The sequence below is a fragment of the Sphingomonas sp. 1F27F7B genome (assembly GCF_005503355.1).
In the GTDB taxonomy this organism is placed as follows: domain Bacteria; phylum Pseudomonadota; class Alphaproteobacteria; order Sphingomonadales; family Sphingomonadaceae; genus Sphingomonas.
In genome coordinates this window covers 182,501-209,452 of the sequence record NZ_SCMK01000001.1, presented here as the reverse complement: position 1 = coordinate 209,452, position 26,952 = coordinate 182,501, and the positions used below count along the sequence as shown (strand labels likewise).

The 26,952-nt window shown below is 66.2% G+C and carries 27 protein-coding genes; 15 read left to right on the top strand and 12 right to left on the bottom strand.

From position 1 onward, the window contains the following. Nucleotides 1-68 precede the first annotated feature (68 nt). From carA to FFS08_RS00925, 5 genes are all read left to right on the top strand, one after another. A complete protein-coding gene (gene carA / locus FFS08_RS00945) occupies nucleotides 69-1,232 on the top strand; it encodes a glutamine-hydrolyzing carbamoyl-phosphate synthase small subunit (RefSeq protein WP_137861034.1) in 1,164 nt (387 codons plus the stop codon). Continuing rightward, the gene (locus tag FFS08_RS00940) at nucleotides 1,229-1,546 is read left to right on the top strand and encodes a hypothetical protein (protein WP_137861035.1); all 318 of its coding nucleotides are present in this window, start codon (nucleotides 1,229-1,231) and stop codon (nucleotides 1,544-1,546) included. Before carA ends, FFS08_RS00940 begins: the two co-directional genes overlap by 4 nt. Beyond that, entirely contained in the window at nucleotides 1,547-4,876 is a 3,330-nt protein-coding gene (carB, locus tag FFS08_RS00935; RefSeq protein ID WP_137861036.1) for a carbamoyl-phosphate synthase large subunit, read from the top strand. Between the two features lie 210 nt (nucleotides 4,877-5,086). Then, nucleotides 5,087-5,563 (top strand): transcription elongation factor GreA, encoded by a 477-nt coding sequence (gene greA / locus FFS08_RS00930; protein ID WP_137861037.1) that lies wholly within the window; start codon nucleotides 5,087-5,089, stop codon nucleotides 5,561-5,563. Between the two features lie 38 nt (nucleotides 5,564-5,601). Further along, nucleotides 5,602-6,201: a rhomboid family intramembrane serine protease gene (locus tag FFS08_RS00925; RefSeq protein WP_331484038.1), complete on the top strand. Its 600-nt coding sequence runs from the start codon at nucleotides 5,602-5,604 to the stop codon at nucleotides 6,199-6,201. Nucleotides 6,202-6,244: 43 nt separating this feature from the next. Here FFS08_RS00925 and FFS08_RS00920 read toward each other — a convergent pair whose 3' ends face one another. From FFS08_RS00920 to FFS08_RS00900, 5 genes are read right to left on the bottom strand one after another with little or no spacing between them, the layout of a single operon-like run. Then, nucleotides 6,245-6,463: a DUF4170 domain-containing protein gene (locus tag FFS08_RS00920; RefSeq protein WP_137861039.1), complete on the bottom strand. Its 219-nt coding sequence runs from the start codon at nucleotides 6,461-6,463 to the stop codon at nucleotides 6,245-6,247. Nucleotides 6,464-6,522: 59 nt separating this feature from the next. Next, entirely contained in the window at nucleotides 6,523-6,834 is a 312-nt protein-coding gene (locus tag FFS08_RS00915) for a hypothetical protein (RefSeq protein ID WP_137861040.1), read from the bottom strand. Further along, nucleotides 6,834-7,166 carry a DUF3618 domain-containing protein gene (locus FFS08_RS00910; protein ID WP_137861041.1) on the bottom strand — a complete coding sequence of 111 codons (333 nt, stop codon included), beginning with the start codon at nucleotides 7,164-7,166 and terminating at the stop codon, nucleotides 6,834-6,836. The genes FFS08_RS00915 and FFS08_RS00910 overlap by 1 nt, the downstream gene beginning before the upstream one ends. Further along, nucleotides 7,163-7,504, bottom strand: coding sequence for a phage holin family protein (locus tag FFS08_RS00905; protein WP_137861042.1), 342 nt, complete (start codon nucleotides 7,502-7,504; stop codon nucleotides 7,163-7,165). The genes FFS08_RS00910 and FFS08_RS00905 overlap by 4 nt, the downstream gene beginning before the upstream one ends. 15 nt (nucleotides 7,505-7,519) lie before the next feature. Next, nucleotides 7,520-7,975 (bottom strand): hypothetical protein, encoded by a 456-nt coding sequence (locus tag FFS08_RS00900; RefSeq protein ID WP_137861043.1) that lies wholly within the window; start codon nucleotides 7,973-7,975, stop codon nucleotides 7,520-7,522. 114 nt (nucleotides 7,976-8,089) lie between these two features. On the opposite strand from FFS08_RS00900, the gene eno reads away from it, so the two are divergent. Further along, nucleotides 8,090-9,367 (top strand): phosphopyruvate hydratase, encoded by a 1,278-nt coding sequence (gene eno / locus FFS08_RS00895; protein WP_137861044.1) that lies wholly within the window; start codon nucleotides 8,090-8,092, stop codon nucleotides 9,365-9,367. Between the two features lie 109 nt (nucleotides 9,368-9,476). Here eno and FFS08_RS00890 read toward each other — a convergent pair whose 3' ends face one another. Continuing rightward, nucleotides 9,477-11,483 (bottom strand): lytic transglycosylase domain-containing protein, encoded by a 2,007-nt coding sequence (locus FFS08_RS00890; RefSeq protein WP_137861156.1) that lies wholly within the window; start codon nucleotides 11,481-11,483, stop codon nucleotides 9,477-9,479. A gap of 71 nt (nucleotides 11,484-11,554) precedes the next feature. Here FFS08_RS00890 and dapA point away from each other — a divergent pair, with 71 nt between their 5' ends. Next, nucleotides 11,555-12,436, top strand: coding sequence for a 4-hydroxy-tetrahydrodipicolinate synthase (gene dapA / locus FFS08_RS00885; RefSeq protein ID WP_137861045.1), 882 nt, complete (start codon nucleotides 11,555-11,557; stop codon nucleotides 12,434-12,436). 37 nt (nucleotides 12,437-12,473) lie between these two features. Here dapA and FFS08_RS00880 read toward each other — a convergent pair whose 3' ends face one another. The 4 genes from FFS08_RS00880 to FFS08_RS00865 all read right to left on the bottom strand — a co-directional run bounded on the left by FFS08_RS00880 (nucleotide 12,474) and on the right by FFS08_RS00865 (nucleotide 15,480). After that, on the bottom strand, nucleotides 12,474-13,196 hold the full coding sequence (locus tag FFS08_RS00880) for a prolyl hydroxylase family protein (RefSeq protein ID WP_249340939.1): 723 nt from the start codon (nucleotides 13,194-13,196) through the stop codon (nucleotides 12,474-12,476). A gap of 31 nt (nucleotides 13,197-13,227) precedes the next feature. Then, the gene (locus tag FFS08_RS00875) at nucleotides 13,228-13,911 is read right to left on the bottom strand and encodes a 2OG-Fe(II) oxygenase (RefSeq protein WP_137861047.1); all 684 of its coding nucleotides are present in this window, start codon (nucleotides 13,909-13,911) and stop codon (nucleotides 13,228-13,230) included. A gap of 89 nt (nucleotides 13,912-14,000) precedes the next feature. After that, a complete protein-coding gene (locus tag FFS08_RS00870) occupies nucleotides 14,001-14,864 on the bottom strand; it encodes an RcnB family protein (protein WP_137861048.1) in 864 nt (287 codons plus the stop codon). 121 nt (nucleotides 14,865-14,985) lie between these two features. Continuing rightward, the gene (locus FFS08_RS00865; protein ID WP_137861049.1) at nucleotides 14,986-15,480 is read right to left on the bottom strand and encodes a (2Fe-2S)-binding protein; all 495 of its coding nucleotides are present in this window, start codon (nucleotides 15,478-15,480) and stop codon (nucleotides 14,986-14,988) included. 78 nt (nucleotides 15,481-15,558) lie between these two features. Here FFS08_RS00865 and FFS08_RS00860 point away from each other — a divergent pair, with 78 nt between their 5' ends. After that, entirely contained in the window at nucleotides 15,559-16,359 is an 801-nt protein-coding gene (locus FFS08_RS00860; protein WP_137861050.1) for a DODA-type extradiol aromatic ring-opening family dioxygenase, read from the top strand. A gap of 153 nt (nucleotides 16,360-16,512) precedes the next feature. Here FFS08_RS00860 and FFS08_RS00855 read toward each other — a convergent pair whose 3' ends face one another. Together FFS08_RS00855 and FFS08_RS00850 are read right to left on the bottom strand one after the other, a co-directional pair. Then, entirely contained in the window at nucleotides 16,513-17,271 is a 759-nt protein-coding gene (locus FFS08_RS00855; RefSeq protein WP_137861051.1) for a class II aldolase/adducin family protein, read from the bottom strand. 95 nt (nucleotides 17,272-17,366) lie between these two features. Then, on the bottom strand, nucleotides 17,367-18,767 hold the full coding sequence (locus FFS08_RS00850) for a helix-turn-helix domain-containing protein (protein ID WP_137861052.1): 1,401 nt from the start codon (nucleotides 18,765-18,767) through the stop codon (nucleotides 17,367-17,369). 241 nt (nucleotides 18,768-19,008) lie between these two features. Between FFS08_RS00850 and FFS08_RS00845 the strand changes: the two genes are divergently transcribed. The 7 genes from FFS08_RS00845 to FFS08_RS00815 all read left to right on the top strand — a co-directional run bounded on the left by FFS08_RS00845 (nucleotide 19,009) and on the right by FFS08_RS00815 (nucleotide 26,894). After that, nucleotides 19,009-20,535, top strand: a complete 1,527-nt coding sequence (locus FFS08_RS00845) for an acyl-CoA carboxylase subunit beta (RefSeq protein ID WP_137861157.1) — start codon at nucleotides 19,009-19,011, stop codon at nucleotides 20,533-20,535. 9 nt (nucleotides 20,536-20,544) lie between these two features. Continuing rightward, a complete protein-coding gene (locus FFS08_RS00840; RefSeq protein WP_137861053.1) occupies nucleotides 20,545-20,733 on the top strand; it encodes a hypothetical protein in 189 nt (62 codons plus the stop codon). Then, the gene (gene mce / locus FFS08_RS00835; protein ID WP_137861054.1) at nucleotides 20,733-21,155 is read left to right on the top strand and encodes a methylmalonyl-CoA epimerase; all 423 of its coding nucleotides are present in this window, start codon (nucleotides 20,733-20,735) and stop codon (nucleotides 21,153-21,155) included. The genes FFS08_RS00840 and mce overlap by 1 nt, the downstream gene beginning before the upstream one ends. 109 nt (nucleotides 21,156-21,264) lie before the next feature. Beyond that, the gene (gene scpA, locus FFS08_RS00830; RefSeq protein ID WP_137861055.1) at nucleotides 21,265-23,406 is read left to right on the top strand and encodes a methylmalonyl-CoA mutase; all 2,142 of its coding nucleotides are present in this window, start codon (nucleotides 21,265-21,267) and stop codon (nucleotides 23,404-23,406) included. Next, entirely contained in the window at nucleotides 23,403-23,759 is a 357-nt protein-coding gene (locus FFS08_RS00825; RefSeq protein ID WP_137861056.1) for a hypothetical protein, read from the top strand. The genes scpA and FFS08_RS00825 overlap by 4 nt, the downstream gene beginning before the upstream one ends. Next, on the top strand, nucleotides 23,756-24,751 hold the full coding sequence (gene bioB, locus FFS08_RS00820) for a biotin synthase BioB (RefSeq protein ID WP_137861057.1): 996 nt from the start codon (nucleotides 23,756-23,758) through the stop codon (nucleotides 24,749-24,751). The genes FFS08_RS00825 and bioB overlap by 4 nt, the downstream gene beginning before the upstream one ends. Nucleotides 24,752-24,872: 121 nt before the next feature. Continuing rightward, nucleotides 24,873-26,894, top strand: a complete 2,022-nt coding sequence (locus FFS08_RS00815; RefSeq protein ID WP_137861058.1) for an acetyl-CoA carboxylase biotin carboxylase subunit — start codon at nucleotides 24,873-24,875, stop codon at nucleotides 26,892-26,894. Nucleotides 26,895-26,952 lie beyond the last annotated feature (58 nt).

Genomic DNA, 26,952 nt, shown 5'->3' with positions numbered 1-26,952 from the left:
GGGGGGTAGGGGTCTAGCGGGCGGCACTTAGCGACATTGCTGCACCTCAAATGGAGAGCCACCCCTAAATGGCCGACGCCACGCCTACGCCCATGCCTGCCGGAGCTACCGGCGTACTGGTTTTGGCGTCGGGGGACGTGATCTGGGGGCGGGGCTTCGGTGCCGAGGGGCAGGCGGTCGGCGAAGTGTGCTTCCACACCGCGATGACCGGCTATCAGGAGATCATGACCGATCCGAGCTTCGCCGGTCAGATCATCAACTTCACCTTTCCGCATATCGGCAATGTGGGTGCGAACCCCGACGATATCGAGGCGGACGATCCCCATGCGCTGGGCATGATCGTGCGCGAGGACGTGACCGAGCCGAGCAACTTCCGCGCGACCGAGCATCTCGACGCCTGGATGAAGAAGCATGCGCGGATCGGCCTGTCGGGCATCGACACCCGCGCGCTGACCCGCCGCATCCGCCTGGCGGGCGCGCCCAACGGCGTGATCGCGCACTCGGCCGAGGGCAAGTTCGACATTCCGCTGCTGCTCGAGATGGCGCGCGCCTGGCCGGGCCTGGAGGGCATGGACCTGGCGATCAAGGTCACGGTCGAGACGCATTATGGCTGGGAAGGCGGCGTGTGGCGCCTGGGCTTCGGCTATGGCGAGGGCGGGCAGGAAGATGCGCGCCCGCACGTCGTCGCGATCGATTACGGCTCGAAGCGCAACATCTTCCGCAACCTGGTCCAGGCCGGCGCCAAGGTGACCGTGCTGCCGGCGCAGGCGACCTATGAGCAGATCATGGCGTTCAACCCGGATGGCTTCTTCCTGTCGAACGGCCCGGGCGACCCCGCCGCGACCGGCGAATATGCCGTGCCGGTGATCCGCCAGCTGCTCGAGACCGGCAAACCGCTGTTCGGCATCTGCCTCGGCCACCAGCTTCTGGGTCTGGCGGTCGGCGCCGAGACCACCAAGATGTTCCAGGGCCATCGCGGCGCCAACCACCCGGTCAAGCGGCTGGAAGACGGCGCGGTGGAGATCACCAGCATGAACCACGGCTTCGCTGTGGAGCGCGAGACGCTGCCGGAGAATGCGCGCGAGACGCATGTGTCGCTGTTCGACGGGAGCAACGCGGGCATCGAGCTGACCGACCGCCCGGCCTTTTCGGTGCAGTATCACCCCGAGGCGAGCCCGGGGCCGCAGGACAGCCTGTATCTGTTCGAGCGGTTCGTGGGGATGATGGGTTGAGCGCCTTGCTGGCTCTCCTGCTCTTCGCGGGGCAGGCGCAGGGAGTATTGCACGATTCAATTTTCTTCCTGGCGCAAGGCAGATCGAGCGACGTTTCTGAAGTCGAGAAATTCGCGAAGCGCTGCGGTGTGACCCATATGTTCCACACGATCGTGCGGGGAGCTGAGTTCAAACGACCTTTCGACGTGGGCGCGGAGCTGTCAGCGCCGGTTGCGCACGTCTCGTCTGCCTCCCGCAAATGCATGAAGCAACACGCCGCCCTGCTCAGCAGAGTATATTCGGACTTCGGTCCCAAGTTTGTCCATAGGCCCTAAATGCCCAAGCGCACCGACATCTCCTCCATCCTCGTCATTGGCGCCGGTCCGATCGTGATCGGCCAGGCCTGCGAGTTCGACTATTCGGGCACGCAGGCCATCAAGGCGCTCAAGGAAGAGGGCTACCGCATCGTCCTGGTCAATTCGAACCCGGCGACGATCATGACCGATCCCGAACTGGCCGACGCCACCTATGTCGAGCCGATCACGCCCGCGATCGTCGCCAGGATCATCGAGAAGGAACGCCCCGACGCGGTGCTGCCGACGATGGGCGGCCAGACCGCGCTCAACACCGCGCTGGCGCTCGCCAATGACGGCACGCTGGAGAAGTTCGGCTGCATCATGATCGGCGCCGATGCCGAGGCGATCGACAAGGCCGAGGACCGGCTCAAGTTCAAGGACGCGATGACCAAGATCGGGCTCGAAAGCGCCCGCTCGGCGATTGCGCATACCGAAGCCGAAGCGCTGGCCGGGCTCGAGCATGTCGGTCTGCCGGCGATCATTCGCCCCAGCTTCACCATGGGCGGCTCGGGCGGCGGCATCGCCTATAATCGCGAGGAATTCATCGCGATCGTGCGGACCGGCCTCGACCTGTCGCCGACCACCGAGGTGCTGATCGAGGAGTCGCTCCTCGGTTGGAAGGAATATGAGATGGAGGTTGTCCGTGATCGCAAGGACAACGCCATCATCGTGTGTTCCATCGAAAACGTCGATGCGATGGGCACGCACACCGGCGATTCGATCACCGTCGCCCCCGCGCTGACGCTGACCGACAAGGAATACCAGATCATGCGCAATGCATCGATCGCGGTGCTCCGGGAAATCGGCGTGGAAACCGGCGGTTCGAACGTGCAGTTCGCAGTGAATCCGAAGGACGGCCGCCTGATCGTCATCGAGATGAACCCGCGCGTGTCGCGCTCGTCGGCGCTGGCGTCCAAGGCGACCGGCTTCCCGATCGCCAAGGTCGCAGCCAAGCTGGCGGTGGGCTATACGCTCGACGAGATCGACAACGACATCACCGGCGCCACCCCGGCGAGCTTCGAGCCGACGATCGACTACGTCGTCACCAAGATCCCGCGCTTCGCCTTCGAGAAGTTCAAGGGCGCCGAGGCGACGCTAGGCACCGCGATGAAGTCGGTCGGCGAAGTGATGGCGATCGGCCGCAACATCCATGAATCGATGCAGAAGGCGCTGCGCGGGCTGGAGACGGGCCTTTCCGGCTTCAACAATGTCGACAAGCTCGCCGGCGCGCGCCGCGACGAGATCGAGGCGGCGCTGGCCGTGCGTTCGCCGGACCGGCTGCTGATTGCCGCCCAGGCGCTGCGCGAGGGCTTTACCGTCTCCGAGGTCTGCGCCGTTGCCCAGTACGACCCCTGGTTCATGGAGCGCATCGCCGAGATCATCGCGGCCGAGACGCAGGTGATGGAGCAGGGCCTGCCGCAGGATGCGTCGGGCATGCGCCGCCTCAAGGCGATGGGCTTCAGCGACAAGCGGCTGGCGTTCCTCGCGCTGAAATCGGCGAACCTGCGCGAAGGCGCCGATGCAATGGCGAAGTCGTCGGGGCTGATCGGTGAAGTCGTCAAGGCGATGACCGGCGGCGTGACCGAGAACGACGTGCGTGCGCACCGCCACAGGCTGGGCGTCCGCCCGGTGTTCAAGCGCATCGACACCTGCGCCGCCGAGTTCGAGGCGAAGACGCCGTATATGTATTCGTCGTACGAGGCGCCGAGCTTCGGCGAACCCGAGAACGAAGCGGCGCCGAGCGAGCGCAAAAAGATCGTCATCCTGGGCGGCGGCCCGAACCGCATCGGCCAGGGCATCGAGTTCGACTATTGTTGCTGCCATGCCTGCTTCGCGCTGGCGGATGCGGGCTATGAGACGATCATGGTCAACTGCAATCCCGAAACGGTGAGCACCGACTATGACACCTCCGACCGCCTCTATTTCGAGCCGCTGACCGCCGAGGACGTGCTGGAGATCCTGCACGTCGAGCAGTCGAAGGGCGAACTGGTGGGTGTGATCGTGCAGTTCGGCGGGCAGACTCCGCTGAACCTCGCCAAGGCACTGGAGGATGCGGGGATCCCGATCCTCGGCACCAGCCCCGATGCGATCGACCTGGCCGAGGACCGCGAGCGCTTCGCCGACCTGGTCGAGAAGCTGGGCCTCAAGCAGCCGGCAAACGGCCTGGCCCGCACGCGGGACGAGGCAGTGAAGATCGCCGAGCGGATCGGCTATCCGGTGCTGATGCGCCCCAGCTATGTGCTGGGCGGCCGCGCAATGGAGATCGTGGACTCGACCCAGCAGCTCGACGACTACATCCAGACCGCGGTGCAGGTCTCGGGCGACAGCCCCGTGCTGATCGACCAGTATCTCCGTGACGCAGTCGAAGTGGACGTGGATGCGATCGCCGACGGCACCGACGTGGTGGTCGCCGGCGTGCTCCAGCATATCGAGGAAGCGGGCGTCCATTCGGGCGACAGCGCCTGCTCGATCCCGCCCTACAGCCTGCCGGCCGAGATCATCGCCGAGATCGAGCGCCAGACTGAGGCTCTGGCCCGCGCGCTCAAGGTCAAGGGCCTGATGAACATCCAGTTCGCGGTGAAGGACGGCGAAGTCTACCTCATCGAAGTGAACCCGCGCGCCTCGCGTACCGTGCCGTTTGTCGCGAAGGCGATCGGCATCCCTGTCGCCAAGATCGCCAGCCGCGTCATGGCGGGCGAGATGCTGGCCGATCTGCCCAGGATCGACCGCGACATCGACTATATCGCGGTCAAGGAAGCAGTGTTCCCGTTCAACAAGTTCCCCGGCGTCGATCCGGTACTCTCGCCGGAGATGAAGTCGACCGGCGAGGTGATGGGCATCGACATGGACTTCGCGACCAGCTTCGCCAAGGCGCAGCTGGGGGCGGGAACGGTGCTGCCGGGCAGCGGCCGCCTGTTCGTCAGCGTCAAGGACACCGACAAGCCGGTGATCCTGCCGGGCGTGCGACTGCTCATCGAGCTGGGCTTCACCATTGTCGCCACCGGCGGCACGGCGGATTACCTGGCGGGTGAGGGGATCGCGGTCGAGCGTGTCAACAAGGTGGCACAGGGCCGCCCGCACATCGTCGACCGCATCCTGGACGGCGACATCGCGCTGATCTTCAACACGACCGAAGGCTGGCAGTCGCTGAAGGATTCCTCGGACATCCGCCGCTCGGCGCTCAACCTCAAGATCCCGTACTTCACCACGGCGCAAGCGAGCGTCGCGGCTGCGCGGGCGATCGAGGCGCTGTCGAAGCACAGCCTGGATGTGCGGCCGCTCCAGGATTTCTACGCCTCGCGCGGCTGATCCGGCTCACGGCGCCCCGGTCTTCCGCCGGGGTGCCGGATGGATTATTCGAGCTTCGGCCCGAACATAGCTTTCCTAGCCTTGCAGTGCGGCATTGGCGGCCTTATTATTCGCGTTCGCACAATTGATCCCCCACAACCGGTGTTGATGTGCGGGCGTCCCGAAGGGGGGACGCTTGATCCCGGGGGCGTTGTTGAAGGACTTGGACGTATGGCTACGGTCGATAAGATGCCGATGCTGCAGGAAGGCTATGACAAGCTCGTCGCAGAGCTGAAGCGCCTGAAAATCGAGCGTCCGCTGATCGTGGACGCGATCGAGGAAGCCCGCGCGCACGGCGATCTTTCGGAAAATGCCGAATATCATGCCGCCAAGGAGCAGCAGGGCCAGAACGAGGCGACGATCGCCGACATCGAGGGCAAGCTGAGCCGCGCGCAGATCATCGATCCGCGCGAGCTTTCGGGCGACAAGGTGGTGTTCGGCGCGACCGTCACGCTGCTCGACGAGGATGACAAGCCGATCAAGTATCAGATCGTCGGCGAGACCGAGGCGGACGCCAGCAAGGGCCGCATCTCGTACAACTCGCCGATCGGCCGCGCGCTGATCGGCCGCAAGGTGGACGAGGAGGTCGAGGTCTCCGTTCCCGCCGGCGATCGTTACTATCTGGTGTCGCAGATAGAATTCATCTGATCATGGATCTGCGCCGGGTTTCGGCAACGAACTGGATTGTGCTGGTCACGGTCCTGGTCAGTCTGTTCGTGCTGTTCACGCATCGCGAAATCGAAGCCGCCGTGCTCGGCGGCTTCATTCCCGCGCGCCTGACCGGTATCGTCGATACCCAGGGGCTCGCTATGGTTCCGGCGCTCCTGACTCCGCTCAGCGCGACTCTGCTCCACGCAGGCCTGTTCCATCTCGGCATGAACGTCCTGATGCTGGCCTATACCGGACGGGAGACCGAAAAGGCGATCGGGCCGTTGGGCGTGCTGATCCTCTATCTGATCGGTGCCTATGCCGCGGCCGGCGCGCAATGGCTTGCCGATCCGCAATCGGTACGCCCGATGATCGGCGCGAGCGGTGCGGCCTCGGCGATCGTCGGTGCCTATTCGCTGCTCTATGGCCGTTCGCGCGCCAAGCCGATCGGGCCGATATCGGCGCGTGCCGTGCACGTCGCATGGCTCGCCGCCGCCTGGGTGGCGATCAATTTGATGACCGGGCTGGCATTCCAGGCGGCGAATGTGGGGATTGCCGCTGCCGCGCATATTGGCGGCTTTGCGGCGGGGCTCGTGCTGGCCCGGCCCCTGTTCGCGTGGAACTGGCGCAAGGCCTGACGCGTCACCCCCGCGCGAGCGGGGATGACGAAGTGCAGGAACTTCAGCCCTTGAGATCGGGCTCCAGCAAGCGGTGCAGGTGCACCACGACATAACGCATTTCGGCATCGTCCACCGTGCGCTGGGCGGCGCTGCGCCAGGCATTCTCCGCGCTGGCATAATCGGGATAGATGCCGACGACGTCCAGCTTGGACGGGTCGACGAAATCGAGCGTCTGCGGATCGGTCACGCGACCGCCGAAGACGAGGTGCAGCTTGCTCATTGGGCCTCCGAAAGCATTTTCTGGTTTATAGAGGCCTCTAGGAAGGGGGCGCGCCGGCCTCAAGCCTTTTGCGCTGCTCCCTTTGCTGCGTCGATGATATTGCCGAACAGCGAAGTCACGCGCTCCTTGGCGTCGTCCCGGCTCGGCAGCAGCGCGTCGACCTCCGCCTTGCCGGCCTGCTTCACGGCCTGGACGGTGCCGGTCACCCTGTCGGCGAGCTGACGCCCGGTACCTTCGAGCAGGTCTCGTTCCTTCTGGCTGCGCGGGATCAGCATGCCGATCAGCACGCCCAGCGCCACGCCGCCGGCGACCAGCACATAGGGGTTCTCGGCCAGGCTCTCGCCCTGTTCGTTCGCGGGATTGGTACTCATCACGAGGATCCTTTCTTGCCTTTGCGCTTCAAACCCGTGGCCGGGTCGCGAGTTTCATGCCGTTTGGAGAGGATGTCGCCGATCCAGCCGCGCGCCATGACGAGGCCGACGGCGGCGGCGATGCCGGCGGCGGCGAGGGGACGACTGCGCACCGCCTCGGCGCCCTTGCGCGCGACAGTGGCGACGCCCTGCGCGGCGCTGTCCATCGCGTCCTGCGCCAGATTGGAGGGGGTCAGCCGTTGTTGCACCTGCCCCAGCGTGCCGAGCAGCTGGGCCCTGGCCGCCGCGATGCGCGCCCGTGCGGCATCCACGTCATGCGGATTCTCGCTCACGGCCTTTCCTTGAAGATGCGCTTCACATGTTTCCAGGCGAGCCAGCCCATCAGCCCGGCGATCGCGAGGAACGCCAGAACGACGATCAGCGTCGCCAGGCCCGGGCCGACAAGCGGTGCGAGCGTGAGGACAAGCCCGACCACCAGCGCCACCGCAGCCGCCTGAGCGAGGACGAGCGCCACCGCGCCCATCCACAGCATTTCCCGCGCATCGCGAAGCTTTGCGCGCAGCAGCGTGCGATAATAGCCGAGCTCGGCGCCGGCATAGGCCTTCCCGTCCTCGGCCAGCTGCTGAAGCAGCTCTCCGATGCTCTTCTCGTCAGGCCGCGGCGCGTCCACCCCCGGTTTCGCCTCTTACGACTTGTCGGTATCGGCCGCGTCCGACGCGGCGTCGACGCCCGATTTGATCAGGCGTGCGAGCACGAAGCCCAGGCCCGCCGCGACGCCCACCGCCACCGCCGGGCTCTTGCGGACAAACGCCGTGACGTCGCCGATCAGGTCGTCCACTTCCTTGCCGCGCAGGCTTTCCGCGAAGTTCGCGATGCCGTCCGCTGCGGAGCGGGCATATTTGCCGTAATTCTCGCCCAGCCGGGCATCGACGTCGTTGGCGGCCGACTTCATCATGCTCGCGACTTCGTCGAGCGCGCCCGTCGCCTTTTCCTTGCCTTCGCTGGCCAGGGTGCGGGCGCGTTCGGCAGCCTGGCTGCCGAGCTTGCTCGCTTCCTCGCGCAGCTTGCCGGTCGCGGAGCCGCCTTCGGCCGAAGCCGGGGTGGGCGCGTCCAGTGCTTCACTCGTCGTTTCGTCAGCCATGCCAAAAACCCTCCATGCCTTTCGCGAAACAACCACGGCCACGTTTGCGAGTTCCATCGGTTGCGGTTAGAGGCCGCGTCGCGCCCTCATTGCCATACCTAGGGAGACCGTTCCGTGACCGCAATCATCGACATCCACGCCCGTCAGATTCTCGACAGCCGGGGCAACCCCACCGTTGAAGTCGATGTGTTGCTCGAGGATGGCAGCTTCGGCCGCGCCGCGGTGCCTTCGGGCGCTTCGACCGGCGCGCACGAGGCGGTGGAGAAGCGCGACGGCGACAAGTCGCGCTGGCTGGGCAAGGGCGTCGACGCGGCGGTCGAGGCCGTGAACAGCGAAATCTTCGAGGAAGTCGTCGGCATGGACGCCGAGGACCAGGCCGATCTCGACGCCGCGATGATCGAGCTTGACGGCACCGAGAACAAGGGCCGCCTGGGCGCCAACGCCATCCTGGGCGTGAGCCTTGCCGCCGCCAAGGCAGCGGCAGATGCCCGCGGGCTGCCGCTCTATCGCTATGTCGGCGGCGTCAACGCCCATGTCCTGCCGGTGCCGATGATGAACATCATCAATGGCGGCGAGCATGCGGACAATCCGATCGACTTTCAGGAATTCATGATCGTCCCGGTCGGCGCAGAGAACATCGTCGAGGCGGTGCGCTGCGGCTCGGAGATTTTCCACACGCTGAAGAAGAAACTGCATGAGAAGGGCCTGGCGACCGGCGTGGGCGACGAAGGCGGCTTCGCGCCGAACATCGCGTCGACGACCGAGGCGCTGGACTTCATCATGTCGTCGATCGAAGCGGCGGGTTACAAGCCGGGCGACAACGTGATGCTCGCGCTCGATTGCGCCGCCACCGAATATTACAAGGACGGAGCCTACAAGATGGTGGGCGAGGGCAAGACCCTGTCCTCGGCCGAGAACGCTGCGTTCCTCGCCGAACTGGCTGCCAGATATCCGATCTTCTCGATCGAGGACGGCATGGCCGAGGATGACTGGGAGGGCTGGAAGGCGCTGACCGATCTGCTCGGCGACAAGGTGCAGCTGGTCGGCGACGATCTGTTCGTGACCAACCCGAAGCGCCTGTTGCGCGGCATCGAGGGCGGCTATGCCAATTCGCTGCTGGTGAAGGTCAACCAGATCGGCACGCTGACCGAGACGCTCGAGGCGGTGAGCCTGGCGCAGCGCTCGTCCTATACGGCGGTGATGTCGCACCGTTCGGGCGAGACCGAGGACGCGACGATCGCCGACCTCGCCGTCGCTACCAACTGCGGCCAGATCAAGACCGGTTCGCTCGCTCGCTCCGACCGGCTCGCCAAGTACAACCAGCTGATCCGCATCGAGGAAGAACTGGGCGATGCCGCGATCTATGCGGGCCGCTCGGTCCTGAAGAAGTAAGGCGGAATCCTGCCCCCCTCCTCCCGGCTATGGGGGAGGGGGCTGGCCAATTCTCTTCGTCATCCCCGCCCTTGCAGGGACGATGAAGGAATCGCGGCGGCCATGCGCTTCAGCCGGGCTTGTTCTTCCCCAGGTACCAGCTGGTATTCGCCGGCCCCCTGGAGCGCGAGCGCTCGGGGTTGAGCAGGTCGTAGACCACGGCGTTCTCGATCACGCGCTGGACGTAGTTCTTGGTCTCGAAGATCGGGATCTTTTCAATCCATTGGACGATGTCGCCGCCCGGCAGGCGCGGATCGCCATTGGCGGCGATCCACTTGTTCACATTGCCGGGCCCGGCATTGTAGGCCGCGATCGCCAGCGGATAGCTGCCGTAGAGATTGTACATCCGCTGGAAATAAGTCGAGCCGAGCTGGATGTTGTAATCGGTGTCGCTGTTCAGCGAGCCCGGATTGTAACTCATGCCGAGCTTGGTCGAGACTTCGCGTGCCGTGCCCGGCATCAGCTGCATCAGCCCGCGCGCGCCGGCGTGGCTGACCGCATCGCGATCGAACTGGCTCTCCTGGCGGGCGATCGCATGGACGATCGTCCAGTAATCCTGCTGCGACGCGGGCACCGCCACCGTGGGATAGCCGGCGGCGGTATAGTCGGAAAGGCCGTTCTGCAGCGCGCTCTTGCCGACCAGCACGCCCAGATCCGGGCGGCCGATCGCGCGGCTCAGCTCGGCGGCGAGGATGTGATCGGTGTCGCTGGTCGCGTCATTGGCGATCTGGCGGATGAACAGGCCCTGGTCCTGGCGATTGCCCATCGTGCCGAGCAGCTGCGCGGCGCGGACCGTTTCCTTCTTGAAGAACGCATCGCGGACTGCGGGGTCCGCGACCTTGGCATTGAAATCGGGTGGTCGCTTCAGGGGCTGGCCGAGGCGTTCGGTGGCAAGCTGGCCATAATAGACGTCGGGGAAGCCCGCCGCCTTGCCATAGAAGCGAGTCGCCGCCGCCTGATCGCCCGAGGCTTCGGCGGCGCGGCCGGCCCAATAAAGGCCCTTGGACTGTGTCGTCGGCGTCTTCGAGCCATGGGCATAGCGATCGAACATGCCGATCGCGTCGCGCGCGCGGCCGAGATTGTTGAGCGCCACCGATCCGGCCAGCCAGGTGAGGCTGGTATAGTCGTCGCGCTGGCCCAGGGGCTGCTCGCTGACGTCGGTGCCCGGCGGATAGGCATCGTCGACCTGGCTGGCGATCTGATAGGCGAGGCTGAACTGCCCGTCCGACTGGGCGCCGCGCGCGCCGGTGAGCAGCGTCTCGTACCATTTCTCGGCATCGCCGGGATAGGAGGCGAGCTGGCGCGGCTGGGCGAGATAGGATCGCATCGCCGGGCTCTGGCCGGTGTCGCGCAGCCACATGGCGCGATCGGCGATGAAACCGGGATTGGTGCGGCCGATGGAAAGGGCGGCGGCGCCCCTCGCATCGGCGTCGGGCGCCTTGGTGCGGAAGGCGATGCGCGCGTCGAACACCGGACGCATGCCGGGCGAGACATAGGCGAGCTGGCGCTGCGCGGCCGTGAGCGCGCCGGCCCAGAGCAGCATGTCCATCCGCGCGTCATGATCGGCGGGGGTGAGCGCCGCCGAGAAGCCGCCGAGCAGCGCGGTCTCGTCGCGCGGGCGCAGCACGCCGTGGCGCCAGGCGCGGCGGGCCTGCTCCTCGGCTTCGGCGCGGCGGCCCGAGGCGGCAAGCCCCTCGGCATAGCGCAGCCGGCCGGCAGCGGTCAGCGGCGGGAAGCGCTCGAAATAGCGCACGACCAGGCCAGGCGCCCAGGTGCCGCTGTCCAGCACCGTCTCGGCGGCGGCGCGGCGGCTCTTCTCGCCGGGCCAGCCGGGATGGAGCAGCAGGAAATTGGCATAGTCGGAAAAGGGGAAATTATCCGACTGCTGGAGCCGTTTCCACTCGACGAGTGCGTCGGCGAGCTGATTGGACTGGATATAGGGCGGCGGCACGCGGGGGACGCCGGCTTCCAGCGCCACCTTGTACCACTGGATCTGTTCCTGCGTGAGTTGCGAGGAGACGGCGAGCCCCGAAACGCCGGCAAACAGCAACGCACTTTTGAGTAGCGGAGCAAGCATACTGGACATGATACGCGTGTCGCCCCTATCTGCCAGCCCCGAATTGGGGAATTAAGGAAGATTCTGGGACCATGTTTTCGGGCTCCATTCCCGCGCTGGTGACGCCGTTCCGTAGCGGCAGCTTCGCGGAGGAAGATTATCGCACGCTTGTTGAATGGCAGATTGCCGAAGGCTCGGCCGGGCTGGTGCCGTGCGGCACCACCGGCGAGGCGGCGACGATGCCGAAGGACGAGCATTTCGAAGTGGTGCGGGTCTGCGCCGATCAGGCGAAGGGGCGCGTGCCCGTGCTCGCCGGCGCCGGCTCGAACGACACGCTTGTCGCGATCGAGAATGTGAAGGCCGCGCAGCAGGCGGGCGCCGATGCGGTGCTGATGGTCCCGCCCTATTACAATCGCCCGAGCCAGGAAGGCATTTTCCGCCATTTCGAGGCAGTGGCTGCGAAGACCGACCTGCCGATCGTGCTCTACAACGTGCCGGGTCGCACGGTGACCGACATCCAGCCCGCGACGATGGCCCGGATCGTCCAGGCGTTTCCGGACAAGTTCATCGGCGTGAAGGATGCCACGGGCGCGCTGGCCCGCGTGACCGAGCAGCGCGCCGGCTGCGGGCGCGACTTCATCCAGCTCTCGGGCAATGACGAGACTGCGCTCGCCTTCAACGCGATGGGCGGCACGGGCTGCATTTCGGTCACGGCGAACGTCGCGCCGCGGCTCTGTGCGGCGTTCCAGTCGGCCTGGGCGGCGGGGGACAATGCCCGCGCGCTCGAATTGCACGATCGGCTCTATCCCCTCCACATCGCGATGTTCACCGATGCCTCGCCAGGGCCGGTGAAATATGCGCTGACGCGGGTGCGGCCGGGCTTCCCCGAGGAATTGCGGCTGCCGATGACGCCGGCGGGCGAGGCGAGCCGCAGGGCGGTCGACGCGGCGCTGGCGCATGCGGGGCTGATCTAGCCGGATTTTCCCTCCCCGGAAGGGAGGGCGGGAAGGTTCAGGTCCGTTGCTCGCCGCCGGCATAATAGGTCGGCACATGGCCGCGGATCCACGCATTCTCGCGGAACCATTTGGTGACGATGTATTTCGTCCCCTCAAGCACGCGCATGCCCTCGTGCAGCGTGTCGTAATTGGGGGCGCCGTCCTCCATCATGTTGTTCCAGATCAGCATCAGCCCCTTTTTGGGCCGGAAGCGCACACCGGCGCGCGGGAACCAGGTCGCGCCGCCTTCCTCGACTTCGTTGAGATAGATCATCGCGGTCCAGGTGCGCTGGCCGCCATATTCCACCATCTTCTCCCAATATTCCGCGCCTTCGTGGAAATAGTCGCAATGCGCGCGGAACTGCTGGCCGGGCGTGTAGCGCTGGCCCTGCATCGTCTCGGCATTCGCGGGCGGCAGGCCGAGCACTTCCGCGATACGATCGTCGATCGGCCAGATCTCCTCGGACCAGCGATCGAGATCGGTCGAGCTGCTGGTGCGGAACTCGGGATCCTCGTGCGCGGCGAGCAGGGTCGAGGGGCGCGCCGCCGCTGCGATCAGAGCGACGAGCATGTCGCATTCCGCTTCGCTCAGGAAATCGGGATAGGTGAAGATCTGGGCGTTCTCCACCTTGGCGCGCCTGACTCCCGGATTGCCTTCCAGCCTTGCCACTACCTCGCGGCCGATCCGCGCGCGATTGGGGGAGGGCGTTCCCGATACTCTGCCGATATTCTTGCTCACGACGGCCAATTTGCGCCTGCGGCGCCCGTGGTCAATAGGGCTGGGCGCCGGCGGGCAGCCAGGGACGCTCGCGAAACCATTTGGTGATGATGTACTTGGTGCCGTCCAGCACCGGTCGCGCCTCGTGCAGCGTCGCGTCATTGGGGCTGCCGTCGGCGATCAGGTTGTTCCACGCGACCAGCAGGCCGCGCGTGGGCGTGAGGCGGATGCCGGCACGCGGAAACCAGGTCTCGCCGCCCTCCTCGACATCGTTGAGATAGATCATCGCGGTCCAGATGCGCTGGCCGCCCTGCGCCTTCATCTCGGGCCAATAGTCCATGTCGTCGCGGAACCAGTCGCAATGGGCGCGGAACTGCTGGCCCTCGGCGTAGCGCTGGCCCTGCACCGGCTCGCCATGCTCTGGCGGGATGTCCAGCAGATCGGCGAGGCGCGCGTCGAGCCGGCGGATATCCGGATCCTGGCGATCCAGATCGCAGGTGCAGCTCGTGCGCAGGCCGGGCTCCTGGTAGCGGGCGAGCACCATCGAGGGCCTGGCGTCGGCGTCGATCATCCGGATCAGCGCCCTGCATTCGGTGCGGCTGAGGAAATTGGGCAGGTGAAAGAGTTCGAGCGCGTCGGACGCGGCGCGGCGGACCAGCGGATTGGCCGCGAGGCGGGCAGCGGTGCGGCGGCCGGTCTCGGCGCGGACGGGGTCGGGGACCATCGGGCTCGTCATCGGTGCCAGCTTGCTGCGCGCCGAACCAAAAGCAAGAGGCCCGGTCCTGATGGGCCGGGCCTCCCGTTCCTGGCAAGATGCGGGCTCGCTTACCAGAAGATGTCGTAGATCGTGTCGACCACCTCGCCGGTATCGATATCCACCAGCAGCGCGTCGTTATAGTAGCGCACCCAGCGATAGGGGCCGTAGACTTCCGGCAGGCGATAGTAGAACGGATCGTTGATCCAATATTGCGACGAGAACAGGATCGAGTTCAGCGTATAGCCGATCGTGAAGCGGCGATAGCCATAGCCCCAGCCCGACGGCGCATAATAGCGCGGCAGGCGGTAGATGCCGCGATTGCTGTTGCGATAGTCGCGCCAATCGTAGCGGCGGTCGTTGCGCCAGCCATTGTTCCAGCGGCCGCGGTCGTTGCCGGCCCAGCCGCCACGGTTCCAGCCGCCGCGGGGATTGTTGTCCCAGCGGTTACGATCGTTCCACCCGCGATCGTTGTTGCGGTTCCAGTCGTTGCCGCGACGATCGTTGTTCCAGTTGCGATCGCGGTTGCCGCGATCCCATTGGCCGCCGCGATTGCCGTCGCGGTTCCAGTCGCGCCGGTCGTTGCCGCCGCGATTGCCGTCCCAGCGCTGTTGCGGCGGCTGGGCCTGGGGCGGGGAGACCTGACCGCCGGGCTGGCCGCCGGTCCAGCCGCCGCGGTTCCAGCCGCCGCGCGGCTGCTGGGGCTGTTGCTGCTGGGGCTGCTGAGGCTGGCCCGAGGGCTGGCGCCAGCCGCCGCGATCACCACCGCCGCGATCACCGCGATCACCGCGCTCCTGCTGCTGGGCGGGCTGCGAGGCGCCCGCATTGCCGCCGGAACGGTCGCCGCCGCCCCAGCGATGCCCGCGATCCTGCGCCAGTACCGGCGGGACCAGGGCTGTTGCGGCGATGATCGCCGCGAGCAAGGTCTTCTTCATCTGAGTGTCTCCGCTGGGACCGGCAATAGGCCGGGCTTTCGAGGGTGCCCTCTTCTTAAGCCACGGCAACTGACCTGACTCTGAATTCGCCTGTCAGCATATTGAAAGCATTCGAAACAATTCAGGGTTCCGCCTGCGGCGCGGCGTCGGGCGCGGCAACGTCGCCGCGCGCGATGCGGGCGGCGTTCTCGATCGCCTCCACCAGCCGCGGATAGATGCCGCAGCGGCAGATATTGGGGATCGCGTCCTTGATGTCCTGTTCGCTCGGGTTCCGGTTGGCCCGCAACAGTACCGCGGCCGCCATAACCACGCCGGGGATGCAATAGCCGCATTGCGGGACGTTCGCCGCGATCAACGCCTGTTGCACCGGATGACCGCGGTCCTTGGAGAGCCCCTCGATCGTGGTGACGAACGTGCCCTCGAGCGCGCCGATCGTCTCCTGGCAGGCGAGGCGCACCGTGCCGTCGACATCGACCGTGCAGGCCCCGCAATCGCCGGTGCCGCAGCCATATTTGGTGCCGGTGAGGTTCGAGGCGTCGCGCAATGCCCAGAGCAGCGGCGTGCGCGGATCCATCCTGTAGGCTACCGGCTGGTTGTTGACGGTGAAGCGAGTCATGCCTCGGGGTGTAGCGGGAAACGCGCCGTTTCCGAAACCGGCATTGTGCCGGGATGCTCGGGGGACGACATCCGCGGCATGACACTTCCCACGCTCTTCATTCCGCATGGCGGCGGCCCCTGCTTCTTCATGGACCCGGATGGCGGCCCGCCTGACCCGATGTGGCGATCGATGCAGGCGTATCTCGCCGGGCTGATCCGCTCGCTGCCCGCGAAGCCGCGGGCGATCCTGCTCGTCTCGGGTCATTGGGAGGAGGATCAGGTCACCGTCCATGCCGGCAGCGGCCAGCCGCTGCTGTTCGACTATTACGGCTTCCCCGAGCATACCTATCGCCTGCGCTGGGACGCGCCGGGCTCGCCCGAGGTGGCCGCGCGGGTGAAGGCGTTGCTCGAAGGCGCCGGATTCCCGGTGGGCGAAGAGCGCGAGCGCGGCTGGGATCACGGCGTGTTCATCCCGATGATGGTGGCGGTGCCGGGGGGCGACATCCCGCTCGTCCAGCTGTCGCTGCGCAAGGACCTGGATCCTGCCGGTCATATCGCGCTGGGCAGGGCGCTCGCCCCGCTTCGCGACGAGGGCGTGCTGATCGTCGGATCGGGCATGAGCTTCCACAATCTGCTGGCCCGCGGGCCGCAAGTGACGCCGGTGGCCGATGCATGGGACGATGCGCTCGCCGATGCGGTGACCGACGCCGATCCGGTGCGCCGCGCCGCGCGCGTCGCCGCCTGGGACCGGCTGCCCCATGCCCGCTTCGCCCATCCGCGCGAGGAGCATCTGCTCCCGCTGATGGTCGCGCTCGGCGCGGGCGGCGAGGGGGCGGTGGTGCGCGACTATCGCGACCATGTGCTGGGATGGACGGTGTCGGGCTATCGGTTCGGGTGACGATTCGCGGGCTGGAAGTTTAGGAAGTTCAGGGCATGGGGGCTCCTGTTTCGGCCCCCGTGCCGCCGCCCCGGCTCCGGGCTCGATCCGCTATCGGCATGACTTGCGGCGCGGCGGACCCCCGGGGTGACGGTTGGAGGCGGCGAGGGGGAGTTACTCCCGCCAGCTCTTGTCCGTGCGGTCGACCAGCCGCACCATCGCCGCGAAGTCCGCCGCGCCCGGACCGCCCGGCACCTGCGCCATGTGGAGGTCGCGCTGGTGGACGGCGACCACTTCGTCCGGAACCGTGATCGGCTCGCCCATGCTGGCGGTGGCGATCTGGATCTCGCAGGCGCGCTGGAGCGACCAGTGCTTGATGAACGCCTCGGGCACCGTCCGGCCCATCACCAATATGCCGTGGTTGCGGAGCAGCATCACTCGCTTGTCGCCCAGATGCGCGAGCAGGCGCTCGCCTTCCTCGTCACGCACCGTCACGCCTTCGAAATCATGATAGGCGATCTGGCCGGCGAAGTTGCACGCATAGAAATTGGTGGGACGAAGGCCGCCTTCCACGGACGCGACCGCCATGCCGGCAGTGGTGTGAGTATGTGCGATGCAGTGCGCGTCGGGCAGGTGGCGGTGGAACAGCGCATGCTGGACGAAGCCGGCGCGGTTCACCGGATAGGGCGAGTTGTCGAGCTTGTTGCCGTCGATGTCGATCTTGACGAGGTTCGACGCCTTCACTTCGCTGAAATGCAGCCCGAACGGGTTGATCAGGAAGGCGCCTTCCTCGCCCGGCACCTTCAGTGTGATATGGTTGTAGATCATCTCGGACCAGCCGAGCATGTCGAACACCCGGTAGCAGGCGGCCAGCTGCTGGCGAGCCTCCCACTCGGCTTCGGTCATCGTGGAATTGCGCAGCGCGGTGGCCATCATACCTCTCCCAAGGCTTTTTCGTTTTTCGGGTATGCCATGGTTCGGGGGAAGGGAGCAATGATTCCTCCTCCGCGCACGCCGGGGAAGGCGCTTCAGCGGAAACCATAGGGCACCACGCTGCGCCGGTCGGGATCGATCGCGATCGCCGAGGCTGCGGGCGGGAAGGCGCGCTGGTCGCAATCCGCGCGCGGACAGATGCGGCAGCTCGCGCCGATGGGCGTCGCGCCGCCGCCCGGGCGCAGATCGTCCGCATAGACGAAATCGGCGGCATGCATCTCCTCGCAGCCCAACGCCACCGCATAACGCCGCGGCGGGCGCGCATAGCTGCCCGAGGGCTTCACCAGGCCCTTGGCCATCGAGACGTAGCGGGTGCCGTCGGGCATCTCGGCATGCTGGACGAGGATGCGATCAGGGATCGCCACCGCCTCGTGCACCACCCAGAGCGGGCAGGCGCCGCCGAACCGGGCGAATTGCAGGCGCGTGGCGGAATGGCGCTTGGTGATGTTGCCCGCCATGTCGACGCGGCAGAAAAAGAAGGGCAGGCCGGCCGCGCCCGGGCGCTGGAGCGTGGACAGGCGATGGCAGGCCTGCTCGAAGCTCACGCCGAAGCGCTGGCGCAGCCGGTCGATGTCATGGCGCACTTCGCGCGCGGTGTCCCTGAACGCGCCATAGGGCATCAGCAGCGCGCCGGCGGCATAGTTGGCGAGGCCGAGCCTGAGCAACTCGCGCGAAGCGGGCGCGGCGAGGCCCGAGCCCTCCACCACTTCGCGCATCTCGTTCTCGAACTCGTAGCGGACCAGCCGGTGGGCGAGCAGGAAGGCACGGCTCTCGGGCGGGAGCGCGCTGTTGATCGCTAGGCGGCGGGTCTTGGCGTCGAAGCGGCTGAGCTGGCTGCCGTCGCCATCCTCGCCGACGACCTTCACCCCGTGCCAGCGAAGGCGATCCTCGAGTCCGCGAAGGGGGCGATCGGCATCGAGATCGGCCGCCAGTGCTTCCGCCGACAGGTCGATCGCATCGACATAATTGCCTTCGGCCTGGAACCAGTCGCGCACTTCCTCCCAGGGGAGCGGGGCGGCGTCGGTCGAGCCGCTGTCGAACCGGTCGTCGAGCACGCGGAGCTGTTCCTGGCTGCGCCGCCAGGCGTCGTGCAGCGCCACCATGCGGCGAGCGAGCAGGGGCTGCTGCTCCAGGCTCCGGCGGACATCGGCTTCCTCCATGCGCTCGGCGGAGACTTCGGCATCGGTGGCGGCGTCGATCGTGCGGAGCAGCGCGCTGCTGTCCGCTGCGTCGCCGAACGCCTCGAGCGGGAATTCGCGGTTGAGAGCGACGAGCACGATGTCGGTGATCGGCCGGTCGTTATTCTCGATCTGCGAGAGATAGGAAACCGAGATGCCGAGGCGAGTCGCCATCGCCGCCTGGCTCAGCCCCACGCGGCGGCGCAGTTCGCGCAGGCGGAAGCCTTCGAACAGGCGGCGGCGGGGGGAATTGCTCATCCCATCTTCCCCTCGTCTTCCCTTTGCCCGTCATCCCCGCGAAAGCGGGGATTCAGGGTAACGGAGCTTGTCGCTTGCGACTCTGGATACCCGCCTTCGCGGGGATGACGGCGGGTAGTAGGGCAATCGCTGCGCATATCTGCAGTATATCTGCAAACTCACCACTTACAACTTTGCAACATTGCATTTGCCGCGGGCGCATGTCCCGATGCAGAAGCCGCCGCACCTGATGGGGAACCGCATGTCGTCGACGATCGAGGAACTGGAACGCCGCCGCGCCGCCGCCCGCCTGGGTGGGGGGCAGAAGCGGATCGACGCGCAGCACGCCAAGGGCAAGCTGACCGCGCGCGAGCGGATCGAAGTGCTGCTCGACCAGGGTTCGTTCGAGGAGCTCGACATGTATGTCGAGCACAATTGCGTCGACTTCGGCATGCAGGACCAGATCGTTCCCGGCGACGGCGTCGTCACGGGATCGGGTACGATCAACGGCCGCCTCGTCTTCGTGTTCAGCCAGGACTTCACTGTGTTCGGCGGCTCGCTCAGCGAGCGCCACGCGCAGAAGATCTGCAAGATCATGGATATGGCGATGAAGGTGGGCGCCCCCGTGATCGGGCTGAACGACAGCGGCGGCGCGCGCATCCAGGAGGGTGTCGCCAGCCTTGGCGGCTATGCCGAGGTGTTCCAGCGCAACGTGCTGGCATCGGGCGTGGTGCCGCAGCTCTCGCTGATCATGGGGCCATGCGCCGGCGGCGCGGTCTATTCCCCCGCGATGACCGACTTCATCTTCATGGTGAAGGACTCGTCGTACATGTTCGTCACCGGCCCGGATGTAGTGAAGACCGTTACCAACGAGATCGTCACGCAGGAGGAACTGGGTGGTGCGGTGACGCATACCACGAAGTCGGGGGTCGCCGATGTGGCCTTTGACAACGATATCGAGGCGCTGCTCGCGGCCCGCGACTTCGTGGATTTTCTGCCCGCCTCGAACCGCGAGGAAGTGCCCGAGCGGCCGTGCGACGATCCATGGGATCGGATGGAGCCGAGCCTCGACACGCTCATCCCGCCGAGCGCCAACCAGCCCTATGACATGCACGAGCTGATCCGGAAGACGCTCGACGAGGGCGAGTTCTTCGAGCTGCAGCCGAGCCATGCCGGCAACATCCTGATCGGCTTCGGCCGGATCGAGGGGCGCACGGTGGGCGTGGTGGCGAACCAGCCGATGGTGCTGGCCGGGTGCCTGGATATCAACTCGTCGAAGAAAGGCGCGCGCTTCGTGCGTTTCTGCGACGCGTTCGAGATCCCGATCGTCACCTTCGTCGATGTGCCGGGTTTCCTGCCGGGCGTCGGCCAGGAGCATTCGGGCATCATCAAGCACGGCGCCAAGCTGCTCTTCGCCTATGCCGAGGCGACGGTGCCCAAGATCACCGTGATCACCCGCAAGGCCTATGGCGGCGCCTATGACGTGATGGCGTCGAAGCATCTGCGCGGCGACTTGAATTACGCCTGGCCGACCGCCGAGATCGCGGTGATGGGGGCCAAGGGCGCGGTGGAGATCATCTTCCGGGGCAAGACGCCCGAAGAGATTGCCGAGCGGACCGCCGAATATGAGGCGCGCTTCGCCAATCCGTTCGTGGCGGCGAGCAAGGGGTTCGTGGATGAAGTGATCATGCCGCATTCCACGCGGCGGCGGGTGGCGCTGGGGCTCAGGAAGCTGCGCAACAAGCAGCTCGAGAATCCGTGGAAGAAGCACGACAATATTCCGCTATAGGAGAGAATGATGCGCGATATTCTCCGGATCGTTGTCATCGTTTTCTTTGCGGTCGACGGGTTCTTAAACCTGAATGGGAAGCCCAACCTCGGGCAGACTCTGTCCGCGAGGCTGCCCAAGTCGGTTCGTCGGCTTGGTAGCGCAGCGCCCTATTTCTGCATCGTCATTGCTTTGCTCTATCTGGGATGGTTCGCCTAATGAAACTCGGCCGCCTCAACCATGTCGGCGTCGCGACGCCTTCGATCGAAGCGTCGATCACCTTCTATCGCGGCGTGATGGGCGCGGAAGTGATCCGCGAACCCTTCGATCTGCCCGCGCAGGGGGTGAAGGTGTGCTTCGTCGACACGCCCAACAGCCAGATCGAGCTGATCGAGCCGCTGGGCGAGGGCTCGCCGATCCATGGCTTCCTGGCGAAGAACCCGGCGGGCGGGCAGCATCACCTCTGCTACGAAGTGCCCGACATTCACGAAGCCAAGGCCTGGTTCGAGGCGAAGGGCGCCAAGGTGCTCGGCGAGCCGCGCATCGGCGCGCACGGCACGCCGATCTTCTTCGTCCATCCCAAGGACATGGGCGGAGTGCTGACCGAGATCATGGAGACGCCGAAAGGGGAAGGGCATTGAGCACCCCTTTCTTCGTCATCCCCGCGAAGGTGGGGATCCAGAGCCAAGCGGGACGTAGCTTTGTTACCCTGGGTCCTCGCCTTCGCGGGGATGACGGTGAGTTTTTGCGATGACGGATAAACCCAATCTGCCCGGCTGGCAGGCCCTCGCGGCCAAGGAGGTCAAGGGCAAGGACCTGACCTGGCACACGCCCGAGGGCATCGCCGTCAAGCCGCTCTACACGGCGGAGGACACCGCGCACCTCGATCCCGGCCTGCCGGGCTTCGCGCCGTTCACGCGCGGCGTGCGCGCCTCGATGTATGCCGGGCGGCCCTGGACGATCCGCCAATATGCCGGTTTCTCGACCGCCGAGGAATCCAACGCCTTCTACCGCCGCAACCTCGCGGCCGGGCAGAAGGGGCTGAGCGTCGCCTTCGATCTCGCCACGCATCGCGGCTATGACAGCGACCATCCGCGCGTCACCGGCGATGTCGGCAAGGCGGGCGTGGCGATCGACAGCGTCGAGGACATGAAGATCCTGTTCGACGGCATCCCGCTCGATCAGATGAGCGTCTCGATGACGATGAACGGCGCGGTGATCCCCGTGCTTGCCTTCTTCATCGTCGCGGGCGAGGAACAGGGCGTCGACAAGAGCCTGCTCGACGGGACCATCCAGAACGACATCCTCAAGGAGTTCATGGTCCGCAACACCTATATCTATCCGCCCGAACCGAGCATGCGGATCATTTCGGACATTTTCGCATATACCAGCGCGAACATGCCGAAATTCAACAGTATTTCCATCTCCGGCTACCATATGCAGGAGGCCGGGGCGACGCAGGTTCAGGAGCTTGCCTTCACCATCGCCGACGGCATGGAATATGTGAAGTACGGCGTCGCCTCGGGCCTGGATATCGATAAGTTCGCAGGGCGTTTGAGCTTCTTCTTCGCAATCGGTATGAACTTCTTCATGGAGATCGCGAAGCTGCGCGCAGCACGCGTCCTCTGGCACCGGGTGATGACGAAGCTCGAGGCCAAGGACGAGCGCTCCAAGATGCTGCGCACCCATTGCCAGACCTCGGGGGTGTCGCTGACCGAGCAGGATCCGTACAACAACGTCATCCGCACCACGATCGAGGCGATGGCGGCGATGCTGGGCGGCACCCAGAGCCTGCACACCAACGCGCTCGACGAGGCGATTGCGCTGCCGACCGACTTCTCCGCCCGCATCGCGCGCAACACCCAGATCGTCATCCAGGAAGAGACCGGGATGACCAAGGTCGTCGATCCGCTCGGCGGCAGCTATTATATCGAGAGCCTGACCCAGGAACTGGTCGACAAGGCCTGGGAGATCATCGAGCGAGTCGAGGCCGAGGGCGGCATGGCCAAGGCCGTGGCGGCGGGGTGGCCCAAGGCGATGATCGAGGAGGCCGCCGCCGCCACCGCCGCGAGGATCGACCGCGGCGAGCAGGTGATCGTCGGCGTCAACAAGTATCGCAAGGCCGAGGAAGAGCCGATCGACATCCTCGATGTCGACAATCACGCCGTCCGCGAGGCGCAGATTGCGCGGATCAAGCGCGTTCGGGCCAGCCGTGACGAAGCGGCGTGCCAGGCGGCGCTCTTCGCGCTGCAGCAGGGCGCGCGGGGCAGTGACAATCTGCTCGCGCTGGCCGTGGAGGCTGCCCGTGCCCGTGCGACGCTGGGCGAGATCAGCGCGGCCATGGAAGCGGGCTTCGGGCGCTATGCCACCAAGCCGACACCGGTGCAGGGCGTCTATGGCGGCGCCTATGCCGAGGATGCGCGCTGGGAACGGCTCAAGGACGGTGTGACCGCCACCGGACGGCGGCTCGGTCGCAAGCCGCGCATGCTCGTCGCCAAGATGGGGCAGGACGGGCATGATCGCGGGGCCAACCTGGTCTCCTCGGCGTTCGGCGACCTGGGCTTCGAAGTGGTGGCGGGCCCGCTGTTCCAGACGCCGCAGGAAGCCGCCGCGCTGGCGATCGAGAGCGATGTCGACCTGGTCGGCGCCTCCAGCCTGGCCGCGGGCCACAAGACGCTGATCCCCGAGCTGATCCGCGAGCTGCGGGATGCCGGCCGGGCGGACATCAAGGTGATCGCGGGCGGGGTGATTCCGGCACAGGACTATGAATTCCTGCGCGAAGCCGGGGTGCAGGCGATCTTCGGGCCCGGCACCAACCTTGTCAAAGCCGCCGAAGAGGTGCTCAGGCTCCTCGGGCACAATATGCCGCCCGTGGAGGAAGCCGCCGCATGAACGATGACAGCCAGCCCGAGCACAGCGGCGGAGACCTGCCATTTGCCCGGGCCTATGATTTCTTCAAGCACATGACCGGGATCTCGCTCGTCTCGCTGGGCGGCGTGTTCGCCTTTGTGGGCGGCGGGGCGATCAAGGTCGAGCCGGTCAAGCTCTATCTCGCGCTGGGGTTCATCGGCCTGGGCGGCGTGATCAGCCTGTTCCACACGACTGTGCTGGCGGCGCTGGAGACCAGGTCGGTGCCGCGCGAGAAGCTCGCCAAGCAGGTTCGCTATGGCCAGTACGCGGTCACCGCGCTGCTGATGGCCGGCGTCGGCGCGTTCGTGCAATCCCTTGCTAAGGTAATTCTGTGACCGTTCGTACCGACTGGACCCGTGAAGAGATCGCCGCGCTGTTCGAGCTGCCCTTCACCGAACTCGTCTTTCGCGCCGCCGAGGTGCATCGCGCGCACCATCCGGCGAACGAAGTGCAGCTCTCGACCCTGCTTTCGATCAAGACCGGCGGCTGCCCGGAGGATTGCGGCTATTGCAGCCAGTCGGTCTCTGCCGAGACCGGGCTGAAGGCGACCAAGCTGATGGACGTGCGCCAGGTGCTCCAGGCGGCGGCGCAGGCCAAGGATCATGGTTCGTCGCGCTTCTGCATGGGCGCCGCCTGGCGCAATCCCAAGGACCGCGACATGCCCGCCATCGTCGAGATGGTGCAGGGCGTGCGGGCGATGGGCATGGAGACCTGCATGACGCTGGGGATGCTCAGCGAGAGCCAGGCCCGGATGCTCGCCGATGCCGGGCTCGACTATTACAACCACAATATCGACACCTCGCCCGAGCGCTATGCCGAGGTGATCACCACGCGCAGCTTCGAGGACCGGCTCGACACGCTCGAGCATGTCCGCGAGGCGGGGATCAATGTGTGCTGCGGCGGCATCGTCGGCATGGGCGAGACCCGCGGAGATCGTGTCGGCTTCGTCCATGCGCTGGCGACGCTGCCGGTGCATCCGGGGAGCGTGCCGGTCAACGCGCTGGTGCCGATCAAGGGCACGGTGCTGGGCAACATGCTGGCGGACACGCCGCTCGCCCAGATCGACGACATCGAGTTCGTCCGCACGATCGCGGTGGCGCGGATCACCATGCCGGAGAGCATGGTGCGCCTCTCCGCCGGCCGCGAAAGCATGAGCGACGCCACCCAGGCGCTGTGCTTCCTGGCCGGCGCCAATTCGATCTTCACCGGCGACAAGCTGCTTACGGCGGGCAATGCCGGCGACGACAAGGACGCGGCGCTGTTCGCCCGGCTGGGCGTGACGCCGATGCAGGCCGAGGTGAAGGTGGAGCTGGAGGCGGCGGAGTGAAATTCGCCCTCCGTCATGCTGAACTTGTTTCAGCATCCAACTATCCACCAGCAGTTTCGTTTGAGGCGCGTTGGACCCTGAAACAAGTTCAGGGTGACGAAGAAAGCTTTCGAGGGGCCTGATGTTCAAGAAGATCCTGGTCGCCAATCGCGGCGAAATCGCATGCCGCGTGATGCGCACCGCCAAGAAGATGGGAATCGCCACGGTGGCGGTCTATTCGGATGCCGATGCGCGGGCGCCGCACGTGCTGATGGCCGACGAGGCGGTGCGGCTGGGGCCGGCACCGGCCGCGGAGAGCTATCTCAAGGCCGAGCTGATCCTGCTCGCCGCGCAGCAGACCGGGGCGGACTGCATCCATCCGGGCTATGGCTTCCTCTCCGAGCGCGAGAGCTTCGCCAGGGCTTGCGCCGAGGCGGGGATCGCCTTTGTCGGCCCGCCGCCCAACGCCATCGCGGCGATGGGCGACAAGATCGAATCGAAGAAGCTCGCCAAGCAGGCTGGGGTGAACGTCGTCCCCGGCTATGTCGGCGAGATCGACGATACCGAGCATGCCGTGCGCATCTCGAACGAGATCGGCTATCCGGTGATGATGAAGGCCTCGGCCGGCGGCGGCGGCAAGGGCATGCGGCTGGCCTGGAGCGAGACTGATGTGCGCGAAGGCTTCGAGGCGACCAAGCGCGAGGGCCTGGCGAGCTTCGGCGACGATCGGGTGTTCATCGAGAAATTCATCGAGAGCCCGCGCCACATCGAGATCCAGGTGCTGGGCGACCAGCATGGCAACATCGTCTATCTGGGCGAGCGCGAATGCTCGATCCAGCGGCGCCACCAGAAGGTGGTCGAGGAAGCCCCGTCGCCCTTCGTCTCCCCCGAGATGCGCAAGGCAATGGGCGAGCAGGCCGTCGCGCTGGCGCGGGCGGTGGGCTATTTCAGTGCCGGCACGGTCGAGCTGATCGTCTCGGGCGCCGACGAGACCGGGGCGGGCTTCTACTTCCTCGAAATGAATACGCGGCTCCAGGTGGAGCATCCGGTGACCGAGGCGGTGACCGGCATCGACTTGGTCGAGCAGATGATCCGCGTCGCGGCCGGCGAGAAGCTGGCCTTCCAGCAGGACGACATCAGGCTGACCGGCTGGGCGATCGAGAATCGCGTCTATGCCGAGGATCCCTATCGCGGCTTCCTGCCCTCCACGGGCCGGCTGGTGCGCTATCGCCCGCCGGCGAGCGAGGCGACGCCCTATGGTGCTCCGGGCACGCGCGGCGACCATGGCTATGTCCGGGTCGATGACGGCGTGACCGAGGGCAGCGAAATCTCGATGTTCTACGATCCGATGATCGCCAAGCTGATCACCTGGGGCGAGACGCGCGACGAGGCGGCGGACCTGCAGGTGGCGGCGCTTGACCGGTTCCGGATCGACGGGATCGGCCACAACATCGATTTCCTCTCGGCGCTAATGCAGCATCCGCGCTTCCGCTCGGGCGCGATCACCACCGGGTTCATCGCGGAGGAATATCCGGAGGGTTTCCACGGTGCGCCGGCTTCGGACGCGCTGAAGCGCCGGCTCGCGGTGATCGCCGCGGCGATCGACCTGCAGCGCGCCGAACGCGCGGCCTGCATCTCGGGCCAGCTTGCCGCGCATCAGCCGATTCCGGGTGAGCGGGTGGTGACGATCGACGGCCGGCGGTTCGAGATATCGGCCGATGCCGGTCGGCTTTTCCTCGACGGCACCCAGGTGGCGTTCGACACTGACTGGCGGCTCGGCGACATGCAGCTCGATGCAGAGGTCGACGGCGTGGCGCTGAGCGTCGCGGTCGATCGCAAGGGCGCGGCCTGGAAGCTGACGGCACATGGCGCAACTCATCTGGTCGAGGTCTATCCGCCGCATGTCGCGCAATATCGGCACCACATGATCGAGAAGATCCCGCCCGACATGAGCCGGTTCCTGCTCGCCCCGATGCCGGGGCTGCTCACCCGGCTTCATGTCGCCCCCGGCGACCGCGTCGAAGCCGGCCAGCCGCTCGCGGTGGTGGAAGCCATGAAGATGGAGAACATCCTGCGCGCCGAGAAGGCCGCAGTGGTGAAGGCCGCCAATTTCGGGCCCGGCGACAGCCTGGCGGTGGATGCGGCGATCCTCGAGTTCGAATGACGGGACGGCCGGGGTCGGGCGACGCCGCGGAACCAAACGCAGCGCCGCCCTTGTCCGG